Below are 17480 nucleotides of genomic sequence, written 5' to 3'. Positions count from 1 at the left end.
CTCATGAAATACGGTATTCTGATGTGACAAAACCTGAATCCTGGTCGTTAAAGTGTTTGTTTGCACTCATATTTTAACTGTTAGGACTCAGGTTTTTTTATTTAAAGCAAACTATGGGACAGCAGTGGCCCCTTTGGACTCTTTTATGACATTTGAAACTACGCGCTTCGCTTGTCTTGCATCATTTGTAGAGTAGTAAAAAAGAATCCCCAAACTTGGAGATTCTTTTCAATTAAAGCCCACGCGCAGCATAGCTGCTTGTCTTGCGGCGTGGCGGAGTATAAAAAAAGGAGCCCCTTTGGACTCCTTCATGACATTTGAAACTACGCGCTTCGCTTGTCTTGCGTAAAACTTAAAGCAATGCTTTAAGTTTTACTCAGGCTTTAGGCCTTCGGCTTTTTCTAAAGATTCATCATTGCTGAAGAATTTTTCACGTTGCTCTTCAAGGAACTTTTTCGCGTCAGCTTCAAACACGTTTAAACGTTTTTCATTGATCAACGTGGTTTGGTGTTTTAGCCATTCTTGCCAAGCTTGTTTAGATATCGTATCAAACAATTCTTGTCCCTTTGCACCCGGGAATGGTGCAAAGTCTAAACCTTCCATTTCAGCCTGATATTTACGGCAAAAAACTTGTCGAGACATATCAATACTCCATTTAACTTGAAAAAGTTATGCGTAAAGTTTTTCTAAACGTGCGTGCGCGCGTTCAATTGCTGCTTCAACTTGAGCAGGTGCAGTACCACCAATGTGGTTACGTGCATTGACAGATGCTTCGAGTGTTAAAGCTTTTTTGAAGACATCGGCCTGAATCAAGTCAGAGAACTGTTGAAGTTGCTCAAGGGTTAATTCTGAAAGGTCTTTGCCTTCTTGAACACCGAGGGCAACCGCTTTACCCACAATTTCATGCGCATCACGGAATGCTACGCCATTTTTAACGAGGTAGTCGGCAAGGTCAGTTGCAGTTGAGAAGCCACGCAGCGCTGCTTCACGCATGATGTCAATGTTTGGCACTAGTGCAGGGATCATGTCGGCAAATGCCATGAGTGAGCCACGAACAGTATCGATTGCATCGAATAGTGGTTCTTTATCTTCTTGGTTGTCTTTGTTGTATGCCAATGGTTGACCTTTCATCAGGGTCAATAGGCTCATCAAGTCACCATATACACGGCCAGTTTTACCACGGATCAACTCAGGAACGTCTGGGTTTTTCTTTTGCGGCATGATTGAAGAGCCAGTGCAGAAACGGTCAGGGATGTTCACAAATTTGAACTGAGCCGATGTCCAAAGAATCATTTCTTCTGACATGCGTGATAAATGCATCATGATGAGTGATGCTGCCGCATTGAATTCAATACCAAAATCACGGTCAGATACGGCGTCTAAAGAGTTTTCAGCGACAGCTTCAAAACCTAGTAATTCGGCAGTGAATGCACGGTCAATTGGGTAGGTTGTTCCTGCAAGTGCAGCAGAACCTAAAGGCATACGGTTGGTACGTTTACGGCAGTCGATTAAACGCTCTGAGTCACGTACCAACATTTCAAACCACGCCATTAAATGGTGACCAAAAGTCACTGGCTGTGCAGTTTGTAAATGCGTGAAGCCCGGCATGATGGTATTGGTATTTTTCGCCGCTAAGCCTAGGATGCCTTTTTGTAATTTTTTCAATAATTCTAAAATCGCATCGATTTCGTCGCGAACATACAGACGGATATCGGTTGCAACTTGGTCATTACGACTACGACCGGTGTGTAGTTTTTTACCTGTAATACCGATACGTTGAGTCAAGCGTGACTCAATATTCATGTGCACATCTTCTAGGTCAATGCGCCATTCGAAGTTACCCGCTTCAATTTCTGCTTTAATAGTGTTTAAGCCATTAATAATATCGTCACGCTCTTGTTCAGTTAGAACGCCAACTTTTGCAAGCATGGTTGCATGTGCAATTGAACCTGCAATATCTTGTTTATAAAAGCGTTGGTCAAACTGTACAGATGCTGTAAATTCAGCAACAAAAGCGTCAGTAGCTTCGGAAAAACGACCGCCCCACATGCCTGAAGTTTGGGCTTGTGACGGATTTGAGGAATTAGAAGATGTGGTCATGTCGGCTCAATAAGATAAAAAGCATAGAACTGAACAAGAGTATAGCAAATTCGAACCCAGTTGCCGAAGGGCAAGTTGATCAAACTTTTAGACAAGGTTTGGGCCTATGACAATTTCTGTATTTTCAAGAAAAATGGGCCGTTGGCATTATTTGTGGGAGCTTTTTCTTGCGGGCAATATTGTGGCGTTGGTCTTGGCTTTGGCACAAGCTCAATCGTGGCAAGCCTTAAGTGTTTACAGTGTCATGCAGCATGTGTTGTTTATTAACTGGATATTATTGGCATTTGCAGCATTTTCAGAGCTTTTGCAGAGCAAGACGCGTGGTTTAAGCATGAAAATGCTCATGTTTAGCGGGTTTGTTTTATTGCAAGCTTTGGTGTTATTCACCACCTTAATTTTAAATGTTTTGATCTATTTTGGTGAAAATTTCAGTTTAGCTGGTTTGAGTGCAGATGTTTTAACTGCTAGTGTGGTTTTAAATCTGAGCTATGGGGTATTACTTGGGGCATTTTGTTTTCGATATTTATATTTAAGAGAACAGTGGGGTCGACAACATCATAGTGAATTAAACTCACGCATTCAGGCTATGCAAGCTCGGATTCATCCACATTTTTTATTTAATAGCTTAAACAATGTGATTAGCTTGATTGCGATTGACCCAGATAAAGCGGAGCAAATGCTACTGAATTTATCTCGATTGTTCCGTGCGAGTTTTCAAGAATTGAAACTGGTGAGTCTCAAAGATGAGATCGATTTGTGTCAGCGTTATTTGGCCATCGAACAAATGCGATTGGGCGATCGGCTCAATGTGGAGTGGAAACTGGCCGACATTGAACAGTACGCTCAAGTACAAATTCCACTATTAACTTTACAACCTTTATTAGAAAATAGTATTTTTCATGGAGTCGAAAAGATTTTGACAAAGAGTACGATAAATATATTGATTGAAATATTACAAAATCAAATTAATATCGTTATTACAAATCCTTATACACAGGATACAATTAAATTACGTCAGGGGAATGGTATTGCCATCGAAAATGTGAAACAGCGACTTGAGGCATATTATGGTCAGCATGTCACTTTTCAAACCTACGCAGGCGAGGGAATGTATACGACTGTGGTGCAATATCAATATAAATAGAAATCTCAGTTGACCAATAAAAATAAATGACGTTAACGAGATAAGGAGGAGAAATGGACATCCTGATCTGTGATGATGAGCCTCTAGCAGTAGAGCGATTGTCACGTTTAGTCACTCAACTTGGACATCAAGTGGTTGCGAAAGCCTCACATGGTCAACAAGCGATTGACTTGGCTCAAAGCCTCGAGCCTGATGTCATCTTACTAGATATACAAATGCCTGAAATGGATGGGCTGACTTGCGCTAAATTGTTGCGTGAATTAGACCCCATGCCCGCTATTATTTTTTGTACTGCATATGATCATCATGCACTTGATGCATTTAAGTCGAATGCAGAGGGATATTTACTAAAACCGGTTATGCAACAGGAATTGCAGCAGGTTTTAGATCATTTAACTAAATTAACCCAAGCTCAATTGAGCACGATAAAACAAAAAGAAAATATGGACGAAATTAAAATCAGCCGCCATCAAATCGCGGCAAAGACTTATCGTGGTGTAGAACTGGTCCCTGTGGAAAATATTTATTATTTTCTTGCAGATCAGAAATATGTCACTGTTCGGCATAAAAATGGCAATGTACTTATTGATGAAACGCTGAAGGATTTAGAGCATGAATTTGGTGATCGCTTTATACGCATTCATCGCAATGCCTTGGTGTCTGTGAGCTTTTTAGATGGTTTGGAAGTCGTAAGCTCAGGGCAATATCAGGTGCGTTGTCGAGATTTAGAAGAGCGTTTGGCGGTCAGCCGTCGACATTTACCAAATTTACGTGAGCGAATACAAAAATTATAGGGCAAGGGTCAAAGCACATTGCGAATTAAGCTTGCATTTTCAACTGAGCAAGTTAAGTTTAGAATAATAGCCCTATAGACTGTATTTTAAAATTTATGAATATCCTTAAGATCGCAACTCGACAAAGCCCGCTTGCACTTTGGCAGGCGGAACATATTCGTGCACGCTTAGAAGCACTTCATGCAAATTTGAAAGTTGAGTTGGTGACCTTTGTGACCCAAGGTGACAAGATTCTAGATACCCCTTTAGCCAAAATTGGGGGAAAAGGATTATTTGTAAAAGAATTAGAAGCGGCGTTGTTGGATGGTCGTGCAGACTTGGCAGTTCATTCGATGAAAGATGTGCCAATGGCTTTGCCTGAAGGTTTAAGCTTGGCCGTGATTTGTGAGCGTGAAGACCCATTAGATGCTTTCGTTTCAAATACTTATAACAGTTTTGATGATTTACCCCAGGGTGCGAAGGTGGGGACGTCGAGCTTGCGCCGCAAATGCCAAATTTTAAAACAACGTCCAGACCTTGAAATTATTGATCTGCGTGGCAATGTGGGTACGCGTTTATCTAAACTCGATGCGGGTAACTATGATGCGATTATTTTGGCGAGTGCAGGGCTGAAGCGTTTGGGCTTAGCAGAGCGTATTCGTCATACTCTTGAGCCTGTTGTGAGTTTACCTGCAGTTGGACAAGGTGCATTGGGCCTAGAATGTCGTAGCCAAGATCAAGCTGTATTGGATTTAATTTTGCCCTTAATGCATGCAGAGACCAATGCTTGTGTACGTGCAGAACGTGCTTTTAATGCATATCTAGAAGGTGGCTGCCAAGTACCGATTGCAGGTTATGCAACCTTAGAAAATGGTCAGATTCATTTGGAAGGTCGAGTCGGTAGTGTTGACGGTCAAACCTTGTTGAAAGCACAGCAAGTAGGTCTTCCCGAACAGGCTGAACAGCTCGGTGTCAAATTGGCCCAAGACTTGTTAGCCCAAGGTGCCGGTGAAATTTTAAAGGCACTGTATTAATACATGCTTTTTATCAATACACGTCCGACAGATCGTGCAGCGCAGCTTAGCTTGACGCTGCGCTCTGCGGGTGTTGCTGTGGCTGAGCTTCCATTACTTGAGCTTAAGCCGCGGGCATGGTCAGAAGCATTGGCAGTGTGCTATGCCCAGTTGAGTGCTGCGGATGTATTGGTTGTGGTGAGCCCCTCTGCGGTCACCTTTGGTATGCAAGGTTTGCGTAAGGCAGGCATTTCACTTGAGCAGCTCGAACATATTCAATGGGTTGCAGTTGGTGACGCAACCGCAGCAAAACTGGCTGATTATGGCATTCACAGTGTCGTACCGCAGGTGGAAACCTCGGAGGGAATGCTCACTTTAAGCCATTTAGAACAATTGGAGGCCGGGGCTTGCGTTGCATTTTGGCGCGGTGAAGGTGGTCGTCAATTTATGATGCAGCAGTTGCTAGCACGTGGCATTCAGATTCTTAATTTTGTGCTATACGAACGCCATCTACCGGAAGAGACCACTCAAAAAGTAAAAACACTCATTTCTGAACATCAGTTGTCATCTCCGTATTGTATGTTGATCACCAGTGAGGCCAGTTGGCTCAATTGGCTTGACTTGATTCAGTCGCATTTATCAGTGCTGAGTCATGCACATTTTTTAGTTTTAGGTGTAAGGTTGTTCGAGCTACTTGAGCAAAGTCGTATAACACTGAACAAAGATTTTAAAATTATTCAACTCGAAGATTTAAACGCGACACACATATTGCAGCATGTGCAGGTCGTGCAGGGAAATACATGAAGAAGTTGTTTGTCGTCGTGGTCATTGCCGCAGTACTTTGGTTGGCTAAACTCAGTTTTGACCTATTTCAAGTCAATGCTCAACAAACCGAACTGATGCAACAACAAACTTTATTGCAACAGCGCAATGCAGGTTTGAATGATCAGGTCGTGGCTTTGAAACGCCGGTTGAGCGGCACAGCGACCGAGATGGCGGCTGCAACGACATCGAATACTTCGATTGCTGCTGAGGCAACCCATAGCATTGAGCCAATGATGGTTGTGGGCCAGCAACTTGATTTGGTTGAATTTGCCATGCAGCAACAACAATTTGCTGTCGCTTTGGAAAAATTAAACCAATTAGACCAACAATTAGATCAGTTGAGCTTGGCACCTGCACTTCGCATGAGTTTGCATCAGGTGATTCAAAAAGATCGTGAGACCTTAAAGCAATATGTGACAGAGCGTCAGTTGCAATCTGATAAAGTGAAAAATACCCTGCAATCGATCGATCAATTGTTAGAAAAAGAAATATTAAAGCCCTATAGTTCTAAAGAGCAGCAAAAGGGTCTTTCTTTTTGGCAAAAATGGATTCAAGTCGAATCGGTCGAGCAACCGAGTCCCGTATTAATGCAGCGTAGCTTGGTATTAAAAGAAATGCAGTTACGTTTAATTTTGGCTCAGCAAGTTTTAAATCAAGGACAATATCCTCAATTTCAACAAGAAATCACTGAAATTATGCAAATTATGCAGCAATTGCCAGATGCTTCATTAAAACCGATACGCCAACGTCTAGAACAATTAAAGGACATTCCGGTTATTTCTGTACCGCTATTAAATACTCGGGCACTCATAGGATAATCGACTATGAAACATATTTTATTGGCCTATTTATTTATTAGCTTATTGGTTGTTGCCATTATTAGTTTGCTGAGTTTTGGACATGGTGCAGGCTATGTCTATTTATACTGGCGTGAATGGCAAGTTCAATCCAATATTTGGTTTTTAGCATTATTGCTGGCACTACTGAGTTTGTTCGTGCAAATGCTTTGGTATGCGGTTAAACGCTATTTAAGTCGAGAGCAGCGTAAATCTGAAACAGTCTTTAGTTTTAATAAACTGCATCCCTATGAACAATTGGCTGTCATTTGGCTTTTAAATGCTGCGCAAGATCAAAAAAACTTTATTCAGCAAGCTTTTACTGAGTCTGGATTATTAAAAGGGGTGATTGATGCGCGTTTATATTGGATTCAGCAACAATATGAAACAGCATTAAATGCATTAACTCAGACCAATCCAATGGCTTTTGAACTCGCAGAATTGCAACGGATTGAAATTTATTTATCCCAACAAGAGGGTGAAAAGGCTTTAACGCATCTCGAATTTTTGAATCAACATGAATTATCGCCATGGTTGCAAAAAGTCAGCACTGCCTATGAGCAGCGTTTAACCACGCTATGGGGCATGTTTGCGTTGCAGTTTCCTTGGTTGTATTTGCGTTCGACACGTTATGGACATTTAGATGAGCTGACAAAACAAGCTTGGTTGGAGCAATTATTATCTGCATTTGATCAAGCTGATGTCGATGACTTACAGCATTTAAAGCAGCGTTATTTGGATTTGCAAAATCAAATCACAGAGCGTAAATATGTGGTCAAAGTGCTTTGGTTAAAAGTCTTATCTCGTGTGCCAGAGATGAGTCAGGAACATGAGCAATTGGCTATTCATTTACTGGAACAGCAATTTAACAAAGAAGTGTTCTTTTTGTGGTTCCAGCAAAAAATGCTGAAGCAAAACCCTGACTATGTGGCTGTAGAACAGCAGATTCAACGTTGGGAAGAAAAGTATCCTGCGCTGCCTGTTTTTAGTTTTGCAAAATGGAATATTTACCAAGCGACAGCACGTCAAGCTGAAGCAGATGCATTGTTAGAATTATATCCAAATGATGTATTAATGAGTTATTTACGCATCAAGTCAGCCTTAAATCAGCAGGATGACTTGATCAAACAATTAAATTTAATATTTGAAAATAATGCCAATTTTATGGAAATTCGAATATAAGGACATTATATGCAAGAAGATTTAGCTCAATATTCATTGGTTCATACTCAACACGTCGCTTGGGGGGATATGGATGCTTTTGGTCATGTAAATAACGTGCATTATTATCGTTATATGGAAAGTGCGCGGATTGGTTATTTAGATCAGTTGGATATATTTAATCAGTCTGTGATTACGGTTGTGGCTTCAAGCCAATGTAAATATTTAAGCCCCGTGGTTTATCCTGATATTTTAAAAGTGGCAACGCGCGTTGAAGAATTAAGAAATAGTGCATTTCGTATGAGTTATATATTATGGAGTGAACAGCAACAAAAAATCGTTGCAACAGGCGATGCGGTTATTGTGTGCGTGGATAAAATGACCCTGCAAAAAACCTCTATTCCAGAAAATATTAAAACCAAAATAAAAGCTTTGGAGATTTCAGTGGGAAATAATATTTAAATACAATTTAACTTTATATATTTTAAGGAGTCGTGTTAAAATATTGTAGTAAAATGAAAATTATTTATTGAATAAAAATTTTATTATAATATTATGAGCGAGTTTTCATAAGCATTATTAAAATGAAATTTCGGAGTTAAAGATTATGCCTGATATTAGTAATTTATCAGTTGAAGAGTTAAAGAAGCTTCAAGTAGAAGCTGAAGCACTGATTGCATCTAAAAAAGATCAAGCGATTGAAGATGCGTATAACCGTATTGTTGAAATTGCAGAAAATTTAGATTTAAGCGTTGAACAAATTCTTGAATTTGGTTTAAGCAAACGTAAAAAATCAACGCGTAAAGCGGTTGAGCCACGTTACCGTAGCAAAACCAATGCAGATGACACGTGGACTGGTCGTGGTAAACAACCACGTTGGTTAGTGGCTGAGTTAGAAAAAGGCGCGAAACTAGAAGACTTCTTAATTTAAGAACAATTCATGAAATCGTCATATCCTGAGTTCAGGATAATTAAACCAGGCAAATGCCTGGTTTTTTTATCTCTTTGAATTGGCTATGCAGAAAAAGTATGCATAATGTGTCTATAAAGAAAAATGTTTAAATGATGGAAAAAAATTGATGGATCGGTTGTGGTGGGATGATCAATAAAACTAATAATATTCGGTGGCTCATTTTTGCTGCGATCAGTTTTTTAATTTTCGTTATGCTGCAAGTGCCAGCAGCGTGGCTCATTACAAAGTTTTATAAAAATAACCAAATGCTACATAACGTCAGTGGCAATATTTGGCATGGGCAAGCAGATTGGACACGAGGAAATTTGAAAGGCTCGTTAAACTGGAACACACGCCCGTGGGACTTGATTTTATTACGCTTGGGTGCAAATGTTGAAATTCATAGTGGCAATACCAAACTGCAAGGTGTTATGGGGTATGGTTTTGGCAAAAGTATTAGTATTAAAAACTTAGAGGGTCAAATTGCCCCTGAAACTTTAAAAAGTTTTGCCGATTGGCAATGGCCAACGAATGCCATTCAATTAAAAGATGTGCAGTTTAAATATAAGCCACAACAGGGATTTAGTCAGTCATTAGGCGAGATGCAGTGGGCAGGTGGGGATTTATCCTTTAGCTTTGCACAGCGTCAAGAGTCAATGAATGTGCCTGCCATGTTAGCTCAATTAAAAGATGATAATGGCAAATTGTCGATTGATGTTCGAGATCAACGCGAACAAAAGATGATGAATTTATCACTTGAGCCAGACCTCATGTTGGATGTGCAATTAACCCAGCGCTTTTTGATGAATGTTGCTTCCTATGAAGGTAAGGCAGGATTAGATACGTATGTGATTAGTTCGCGTCAACCTCTATTGAGTGGGGTGAACTGATGGCTGACTATTTCGAAAAAATCCGCGAGATCAATTGGAAGCAAACAGATCGACTTGCACCTGTGGTCTTGGCTTTAATAATTTTGTACCTGTGCTGGAAGTTAGCCGCTTTATTTTGGTTATTGATTGCACCGCCACAAGCCATGCAGTTAGACCGAGTTGAATTGGGTTCACAGCAAACGCAAGTTCCTAATATTAGCTCTTTTGCCTTGTTTCAGGAAAACCGCAGTTCAGCAGCTGACGCGCAGTTAAATATGGTGTTACAAGGTGTGGTGGTTGGACAGCCAAGTCGCTACTCGTCGGCAGTGATTAAGGTCAATGAGAGTTCAGATCGCTACTTGGTTGGAGAAACCATTCAAGGTTCATCATATCAACTGGCTGAAGTTTATTGGGATAAGGTGATTTTAACGCAGGGTAATGGTGCACGGCGTGAATTAGCGTTCCAAGGTATTGAAAACGGATTAGATCAACCGATTGTCCCTACAGCCAATGCAACATCAGGCGGATCTTTGCAAAATAACAGCATGCAAAATGCAGCTAATCCTGCAAATTCAGGGCAAGGCACGACGCAGTCCGCGATTGGTCAGGCCGTACAACGCATGACAGAAAATCGTGAGCAATATCTGCAGGAAATGGGGGTGAATCCATCAGGTAATGGTGGGTTTGAGATTTCAAATCGAACACCTGCTGCCTTGAGAAATAAATTGGGTTTGCAACCGGGTGACCGCATCATGTCTTTAAATGGGCAGGCAGTCGGTGCAGGACAATCTGAGGCGCAATTATTAGAACAAGCCCGCCGTGAAGGGCAGGTGAAACTTGAAGTCAAACGTGGTGATCAAGTGATGACCATACAACAGGATTTTTAGTGATGTTTCATCACTTTATAGGGTTAGGAAACACAGGCGTATATGGCTTTATTTAATAATAACCGTTCAACTTTAGCTGCCTATGCCATGGTGCCCTTGGTTGCTATGGTCAGCACAGCAAGTTATGCACAAACATGGAAAATCAATTTACGTGATGCAGATCTTACGGCATTCATTAATGAAGTCGCAGATATCACGGGGAAAAATTTTGCAGTTGACCCACGGGTACGAGGAAATGTAACGGTTATTTCCAATAAGCCTTTAAATAAAAATGAAGTCTATGACCTGTTTCTCGGTGTATTGAATGTCAATGGCGTGGTGGCGATTCCATCGGGCAACACCATTAAACTGGTTCCAGACAGTAATGTAAAAAGCTCGGGCATTCCTTATGATGCGCGCCACCGTGCGTCTGGAGACCAAATTGTCACCCGAGTAATTTGGCTTGATAACACCAATGCCAACGACTTAATTCCAGCCCTACGTCCACTGATGCCGCAATTTGCACATTTGTCAGCAGTGGCGGGGACCAATGCGCTGATCGTCTCAGACCGTGCTAGTAATATTTACCAGCTCGAAACGATTATTCGTAATTTAGATGGAACGGGTCAAAATGATATCGAAGCCGTGACGCTGCAATCGAGTCAGGCCGAAGAAATGATTGGGCTGTTAGAGTCGATGAGTTCGACCGGCGCATCAAAAGACCCGAAAGGTTCACGAATTCGTATTATTGCGGACAATCGAACCAATCGTATTATCATTAAAGGTGATACAGCGACACGTAAGCGTATTCGTAAGATTATTGAGACCTTAGATGTGCCTGCTGCAGATCGATTGGGTGGATTGAAAGTTTTTCGTCTAAAGTATGCAAGTGCCAAAAACTTGTCAGAAATCTTACAAGGCTTGGTCACAGGGCAGGCCGTTTCGAGTACAAATTCATCGAATAGCTCAAATAGCAGCACGATGAACAGTTTAATGAATGATAGTAACAGTTCGAATTCACAGTCATTCAGTTCACAAAATAACACCAGTTCAGGTATTAACCTCAACAGTAATAACTCTTCCAATAATACGCAAAACGGTATCTCAAGCTTTAATGCCAATGGCGTGAGTATTATTGCTGATGCCACACAAAATGCACTGATTGTGAAAGCAGATCCGCAGCTCATGCGTGAAATTGAATCTGCGATTCAGCAGCTCGATATTCGTCGTCAGCAAGTGCTGATCGAAGCGGCGATTATTGAAGTTGAAGGCACGGATACCGATCAGCTCGGTGTGCAATGGGCGTTGGGAGATATCAGTAGTGGTATCGGCTTAATTAACTTTGATAACTTTGGTTCTAGTTTAAAAAATATTGCCGCAGGTTATTTAACTGGTGGTGCTGCGGGTGCGGGTAGCGCGGTGAGTGCGGGTACTTCTGTAGTTCTTGGTGATTATCGTGAAGGCAGTGATGGTTCGCGCAAACTCTATGGTGCGATGATTCAGGCCTTAAAAGAAAAGACCAAATCCAATTTATTATCTACACCGTCGATAGTGACGATGGACAACGAAGAAGCCTATATTGTGGTGGGTGAAAACGTTCCATTTGTGACAGGTTCGGTCACCACCAATGGTGGTACAGCCAATCCGTATACATCGATTGAGCGTAAAGATGTCGGTGTTACTTTGAAAGTTGTGCCGCATATTGGTGATGGCGGCTCGGTGCGTTTAGAGGTCGAGCAAGAAGTTTCTGATGTAAAAGACAATAAAGGTCAAGCGTCGGACTTAGTTACGACTAAACGTGCGATTAAAACCTCGATCTTGGCAGAGCATGGTCAAACGATTGTGTTGGGTGGTTTGATCTCGGACAATACATTGCATGGGCGTCAATCCGTTCCGGGGCTCGGGGCTATTCCTGTACTGGGCAAACTTTTTAGCTCGGAAGGAAAATCCAACAGTAAACGCAATTTGCTGATCTTTATTCATCCGACCATTGTTGGAAATTCTGCTGATGTGAAGAAAATGTCTCAGCAACGTTACAGTCAGCTCTATAGTCTGCAACTGGCACTGGATAATGACGGTAATTTTGCGAAATTACCTGAAAATGTGGACGATGTGTATCAGCAGCGCATACCTGTTTCAAAAGGTACAGCACCAGCCCCTGTGTATAAGACGGTACCTACAGCACCACAAACCACACAGCCAGCGGCAGTGGTCTCCACGCCAGTCGCCATTGAACCTGCAGTGAAGCGCCAAACCATAACCGTACCGAATGGCAAAGTGGCGGAAACTCCTTAGGTTAGACAGTAGGGTGGTTTAGCTTTGAAACCACTGCATGCTATGATGAAAAAAACGAGCAATAGAGAATTAACTTCATGACTTGGAAAATTCAAGCAATTTCTGGTGATTTAACAGGACAAGAAATTAGTATTGAGCGAGATATGTTGGTGGGTCGTCATCAACAAGCAGATATTGTTTTACAAGAATCTGATGTATCGCGTAAACATGCTGCCTTTGTACTGAAAGATCAGGCACTCTGGTTGCAAGATCTCAATTCATCCAATGGGACGTTTATTAATGATGTCCGTTTGACTGGTGAATCACTTTTAAAAGAAGGTGATATTGTACAGTTTGCCAGTGTGAAGTTTAGTTTATTGGCTCCAGCTAAAGCTGTTCAGATCCCAGCGGATATTGAACAAAGCGTTGAAGCGTTGCAAACAGAAGAAATTACACCTGTTCAGCAGCCGTCTGAAGCTGTTGCGGTTTCTGAAACTGCGGCACAAGAACCTGTTGTTAAAACGTCTGAAACTGAGACACAAGAGCCTATCGTTAAAACTGCAGCACAACAAATGAATGATCAAGGGATGCCAGAGTTGAAAGAGCGTGATGGTTCAGTTCAATTGACTCGTGATGGTATGCCGACCAATGTGGGTGTGCCTAAACCTGCGCCAATCCCTGAGGGAATTGACATTACTGCTGCTCCGAAAAATGAAGCATGTGATGTAGAAATTCCAGCGACATGTGTAGAGCAAGAGCGTGAAGCGCAAAAAAATGCCTCTGTAGGCTTAATCTCAGTCATTGTTTTAATCATTCTTGCAATTATTGCATGGGTGTTGTTTAAATAAACCGAGACATTCCTCAAAAGGCATGCATGGGCATGCCTTTTTTATGGGGAAAATTTACAAAAAAATAGAGGGATATTATGTTTGAAGTTCGTTTAGCAGAACGCCAAATGATTTTATTTGATCTGGATGGAACGCTAGTCGATTCAGCATCTGACTTACATCGTGCGATGAATATGAGTCTAAATGCGTTGCAATTACCTTTGGTCACAGAAGAGCAGGTGCGAAACTGGATTGGGAAAGGGACTTCATTATTTTGTCATAGCGTACTTGAATACTTGACCGGAAAGGTGGATGCCGCACAGCACCATCTTTTACTGGAAACTTTTCTAAAGATTTACAATGCAGATCCTTGTGTCTTGACGCAGCCCTTTGATGGCATTCTAGCGTTCTTGGATTGGGCAAAAGCAGAAGAGAAAATTCTGATTTGTGTGACCAATAAACCAGAGCAACCGGCACGCAGTATTGTGCAGGCACTAGGTATGCATGAATACTTTGATGATGTGATTGGCGGAGATCGTTTTGAAGAGCGTAAACCACATCCCAAGCAGCTAGAGTATTGTGCGGAGCATTATACCTTGCCGAAACAGCAAATTTTGATGGTGGGTGATTCTGTCAATGATGTAGAGGCAGCACGTCGTGCGGGTATTGATTGTATTGTGGTCAGCTATGGCTATAATCATGGTGAAAATATTCGAGATTGTCAGCCGCAGCATGTGGTCGATAACTTAAAAGAATTATTGGGTTGAAATAATTAGGGTTAAGGAAGTGAAAATGAGCAAGTGTGTAGTATTTCGATGGCGTCACTCAATCAGCATGAGAAGAAATTAACTGAAATTGACCACGCGAAATATAGAGAAACCGAGATGACTACACAAACTCAATTTGAACAACTGAAATCTGCTGGATATAACTTGATTCCAGTCTATCGTCAGCGCTTGGCAGATACAGAAACTCCGCTGTCTGTCTTTGCGCGATTAAAACAACATAAACAAGCCTATTTATTTGAATCTGTAGAGGGTGGCGAAAACTGGGCACGTTACTCCATTATTGGTTTGGGTGAGTCCACCGTATTTTCGTGTAATGAAGGGCAGTTGACCGTTCAACATGTTGATGGTTCGATTGAAAAACAACAATGTGCAGACCCGTTTCAATACATTCGTGACTTCCAAGCACAATATAAAGTGCCTACACAGCAAGATTTGCCAGCGTTGCCGAGCTTTACCGGTGGATTGGTTGGATACTTTGGTTATGATGCTGTACGTTATATCGAACCAAAGCTCAATAATGTGCCAGAAGCTGACCCGGTCGGGATTCCGGATATTTGGATGATGCTATCAAAAACCGTCATCGTCTTTGATAACCTTAAGGATACCTTATTCTTAATTGTGCATGCCGATGTAAATGATGCTGAGGCCTATACCAAGGCGCAGCAACAATTGGATGGGCTAGAAGAACTTTTGGCAACCCCAATTGCACTCAAAGCAAATAAGCATACTGCACCACAGTTTGAATCCATCACTGGACATGACAACTTTATTGACTCTATTGCGAAAGTAAAAGAGTACATTAAGGCCGGTGATGTGATGCAGGTTGTGCCGGGCCATCGTATGGTATCCGATTTTGATGGTGAACCTTTGCAGGTCTATCGTGCACTACGTCACCTCAATCCATCGCCATATTTGTTCTTGGTGCAAGGGCAAACACTTGAGAATGACATTCCCTTTCATATCGTCGGTTCATCACCTGAAATTTTGTCCCGTTTAGAAAATGGTGTGGCAACAGTTCGTCCTTTGGCGGGAACGCGACCACGGGGTAAAACAAAAGAAGAAGATTTAGCGCTAGAAAAAGATTTGCTATCTGATGAAAAAGAAATTGCAGAGCATTTGATGTTGATCGATTTGGGGCGAAATGATGTTGGACGCGTTTCTAAAATCGGTAAAGTTCACGTGACTGATCAAATGGTGATCGAACGTTATTCGCATGTCATGCACATTGTGTCAAATGTACAAGGTGAAGTACGTGATGATGTCGATGCTTTGGATGTTTTTAAGGCAACATTCCCTGCGGGTACGCTTTCAGGCGCACCAAAAATCCGCGCTATGGAAATTATTGACGAAGTTGAACCAGTAAAACGTGGAATTTTTGGTGGTGCTGTTGGTTATTTAGGCTGGCATGGGGAAATGGACATGTCGATTGCGATTCGTACCTGTGTAATTCGAGAAAATAAGGTCTATGTTCAAGCTGGAGCAGGGGTAGTTTATGACTCAAATCCTGAATCAGAGTGGAATGAAACCCAAATAAAAGCTCGCGCAGTGATCAAAGCGGTTGAATTATCATCAAATGGATTGATTTTATGAGTTTTTCACGTTTTTTTTAGAAAAAACACTTGCAAGGATTTCAAGATTTGCTAAACTGCACACCGTTCCGATACGAAACGTACGAAACACTAAGAAACGCCGGCATAGCTCAGTTGGTAGAGCAACTGACTTGTAATCAGTAGGTCCACAGTTCGAATCCGTGTGCCGGCACCATCTTAGAAAGTTTGAGAGTGAGTAGAAAGAACGACACTGAAGTAAGTGTAAAATGGTGAGGTTCCCGAGCGGTCAAAGGGGGCGGACTGTAACTCCGCTACGAAAGTTTCGAAGGTTCGAATCCTTCCCTCACCACCAATTTTAAGACTTCAATAAGTGGTTTGTACCAACATCGTGCGGGAGTAGCTCAGTTGGTAGAGCGGTAGCCTTCCAAGCTACATGTCGCGAGTTCGACCCTCGTCTCCCGCTCCATATCTATTGAAGTGCTTATATTTGCTCTTATAGCTCAGTGGTAGAGCACTCCCTTGGTAAGGGAGAGGTCTCGAGTTCAAATCTCGATAAGAGCTCCAGATTTTACAGTTTAGCAACTTTAAATGTTGCACAAGATTCCAGAAGCAGGCTTTTTAGTCTGCTTTTCAAGTATTGGGTGTTTATTTTTTTAGGCGATATGTCGGAGCTGGGTTTTACTCAGAATTGTGTTCGACGTAAACGAGGAAGAAAAGCATGGCTAAGGCTAAGTTTGAACGTAATAAGCCACACGTTAACGTGGGCACAATCGGTCACGTTGACCATGGTAAAACGACTTTAACAGCTGCAATTGCAACTGTATGTGCAAAAAAATTCGGCGGTGAAGCGAAAGATTACGCTGCAATCGACTCTGCACCAGAAGAAAAAGCACGTGGTATTACAATTAATACTTCACACGTAGAATACGATTCTCCAATCCGTCACTACGCTCACGTAGACTGCCCAGGTCACGCCGATTATGTTAAAAACATGATTACTGGTGCTGCGCAAATGGATGGTGCGATCCTTGTATGTGCTGCGACTGATGGTCCAATGCCACAAACTCGTGAACACATCCTTCTTTCTCGTCAGGTAGGTGTACCTTACATCGTTGTATTCTTAAACAAATGCGACCTTGTGGATGATGAAGAACTTCTTGAATTAGTAGAAATGGAAGTTCGTGAACTTCTTTCTACTTATGACTTCCCAGGCGACGACACTCCAGTAATCCGTGGTTCTGCTCTTGCGGCGCTTAACGGTGAAGCTGGTCAATACGGCGAAGACGCTGTAGTTGCTCTTGTTGAAGCTCTTGACTCTTACATTCCAGAGCCAGAACGTGCTATCGACCTTGCATTCCTTATGCCAATCGAAGATGTATTCTCAATTTCAGGTCGTGGTACAGTAGTAACTGGCCGTGTTGAAACTGGTATCGTGAAAGTAGGCGAAGAAGTTGAAATCGTTGGTATTAAAGATACAGTTAAAACAACTGTAACTGGCGTAG

The 17480-nt window shown here is 41.9% G+C and carries 16 protein-coding genes, 4 tRNA genes and 1 pseudogene; 19 read left to right on the top strand and 2 right to left on the bottom strand.

All coding sequences use genetic code 11. From position 1 onward, the window contains the following. Nucleotides 1-372: 372 nt before the first annotated feature. The gene (locus FTT88_RS15440; RefSeq protein WP_180007019.1) at nucleotides 373-642 is read right to left on the bottom strand and encodes an oxidative damage protection protein; all 270 of its coding nucleotides are present in this window, start codon (nucleotides 640-642) and stop codon (nucleotides 373-375) included. A gap of 27 nt (nucleotides 643-669) precedes the next feature. After that, on the bottom strand, nucleotides 670-2100 hold the full coding sequence (argH, locus tag FTT88_RS15435) for an argininosuccinate lyase (protein WP_180007020.1): 1431 nt from the start codon (nucleotides 2098-2100) through the stop codon (nucleotides 670-672). On the opposite strand from argH, the pseudogene FTT88_RS15430 reads away from it, so the two are divergent. From FTT88_RS15430 to FTT88_RS15340, 19 genes and pseudogenes are all read left to right on the top strand, one after another. Beyond that, nucleotides 2091-3244 (top strand): annotated as a pseudogene (locus tag FTT88_RS15430) (sensor histidine kinase). The gene argH and the pseudogene FTT88_RS15430 sit on opposite strands and share 10 nt — an antisense overlap. Before the next feature lie 53 nt (nucleotides 3245-3297). After that, nucleotides 3298-4038 carry a LytTR family DNA-binding domain-containing protein gene (locus FTT88_RS15425; protein WP_180012128.1) on the top strand — a complete coding sequence of 247 codons (741 nt, stop codon included), beginning with the start codon at nucleotides 3298-3300 and terminating at the stop codon, nucleotides 4036-4038. Nucleotides 4039-4133: 95 nt separating this feature from the next. After that, nucleotides 4134-5051 (top strand): hydroxymethylbilane synthase, encoded by a 918-nt coding sequence (gene hemC, locus FTT88_RS15420; protein ID WP_218946203.1) that lies wholly within the window; start codon nucleotides 4134-4136, stop codon nucleotides 5049-5051. Between the two features lie 3 nt (nucleotides 5052-5054). Further along, the gene (locus tag FTT88_RS15415) at nucleotides 5055-5834 is read left to right on the top strand and encodes a uroporphyrinogen-III synthase (protein WP_180012126.1); all 780 of its coding nucleotides are present in this window, start codon (nucleotides 5055-5057) and stop codon (nucleotides 5832-5834) included. Beyond that, on the top strand, nucleotides 5831-6673 hold the full coding sequence (locus FTT88_RS15410; protein ID WP_180012124.1) for a hypothetical protein: 843 nt from the start codon (nucleotides 5831-5833) through the stop codon (nucleotides 6671-6673). Before FTT88_RS15415 ends, FTT88_RS15410 begins: the two co-directional genes overlap by 4 nt. Before the next feature lie 6 nt (nucleotides 6674-6679). Then, nucleotides 6680-7873, top strand: coding sequence for a heme biosynthesis protein HemY (locus tag FTT88_RS15405; protein WP_180174083.1), 1194 nt, complete (start codon nucleotides 6680-6682; stop codon nucleotides 7871-7873). A 9-nt stretch (nucleotides 7874-7882) separates the two neighbouring features. Continuing rightward, nucleotides 7883-8314: a thioesterase family protein gene (locus FTT88_RS15400; RefSeq protein ID WP_180174082.1), complete on the top strand. Its 432-nt coding sequence runs from the start codon at nucleotides 7883-7885 to the stop codon at nucleotides 8312-8314. 142 nt (nucleotides 8315-8456) lie between these two features. Further along, on the top strand, nucleotides 8457-8783 hold the full coding sequence (locus FTT88_RS15395; RefSeq protein ID WP_180007248.1) for an H-NS family nucleoid-associated regulatory protein: 327 nt from the start codon (nucleotides 8457-8459) through the stop codon (nucleotides 8781-8783). 167 nt (nucleotides 8784-8950) lie between these two features. Next, on the top strand, nucleotides 8951-9694 hold the full coding sequence (gene gspN / locus FTT88_RS15390; protein WP_180012120.1) for a type II secretion system protein N: 744 nt from the start codon (nucleotides 8951-8953) through the stop codon (nucleotides 9692-9694). Continuing rightward, complete coding sequence (locus tag FTT88_RS15385) at nucleotides 9694-10560, top strand: type II secretion system protein N (protein WP_180012118.1); 867 nt, start codon at nucleotides 9694-9696, stop codon at nucleotides 10558-10560. The genes gspN and FTT88_RS15385 overlap by 1 nt, the downstream gene beginning before the upstream one ends. 42 nt (nucleotides 10561-10602) lie before the next feature. Continuing rightward, a complete protein-coding gene (gene gspD / locus FTT88_RS15380) occupies nucleotides 10603-12834 on the top strand; it encodes a type II secretion system secretin GspD (protein ID WP_180002842.1) in 2232 nt (743 codons plus the stop codon). 77 nt (nucleotides 12835-12911) lie between these two features. Then, on the top strand, nucleotides 12912-13661 hold the full coding sequence (locus FTT88_RS15375; protein ID WP_180012116.1) for an FHA domain-containing protein: 750 nt from the start codon (nucleotides 12912-12914) through the stop codon (nucleotides 13659-13661). Nucleotides 13662-13738: 77 nt separating this feature from the next. Then, nucleotides 13739-14407: a phosphoglycolate phosphatase gene (gph, locus tag FTT88_RS15370; protein WP_180174081.1), complete on the top strand. Its 669-nt coding sequence runs from the start codon at nucleotides 13739-13741 to the stop codon at nucleotides 14405-14407. A 117-nt stretch (nucleotides 14408-14524) separates the two neighbouring features. After that, nucleotides 14525-16018: an anthranilate synthase component I gene (trpE, locus tag FTT88_RS15365; protein ID WP_180174084.1), complete on the top strand. Its 1494-nt coding sequence runs from the start codon at nucleotides 14525-14527 to the stop codon at nucleotides 16016-16018. 98 nt (nucleotides 16019-16116) lie between these two features. Then, nucleotides 16117-16192: transfer RNA gene (locus tag FTT88_RS15360), tRNA-Thr, on the top strand. Nucleotides 16193-16246: 54 nt separating this feature from the next. Further along, nucleotides 16247-16330 (top strand) — tRNA-Tyr (locus FTT88_RS15355). A gap of 38 nt (nucleotides 16331-16368) precedes the next feature. Then, nucleotides 16369-16444 (top strand) — tRNA-Gly (locus FTT88_RS15350). Between the two features lie 23 nt (nucleotides 16445-16467). Continuing rightward, a tRNA-Thr gene (locus FTT88_RS15345) sits at nucleotides 16468-16542 on the top strand. A 154-nt stretch (nucleotides 16543-16696) separates the two neighbouring features. Continuing rightward, nucleotides 16697-17480 (top strand): elongation factor Tu (locus FTT88_RS15340; RefSeq protein ID WP_180174080.1); only part of this gene is annotated, 784 nt, incomplete at its 3' end.

Origin of the sequence: Acinetobacter sp. YH01024, assembly GCF_013420195.1 — a bacterium.
In the GTDB taxonomy this organism is placed as follows: Bacteria; Pseudomonadota; Gammaproteobacteria; order Pseudomonadales; family Moraxellaceae; genus Acinetobacter; species Acinetobacter amyesii.
Note: the sequence above shows the minus strand (reverse complement) of the source record. Positions and strands in the feature narration are given on the sequence as shown.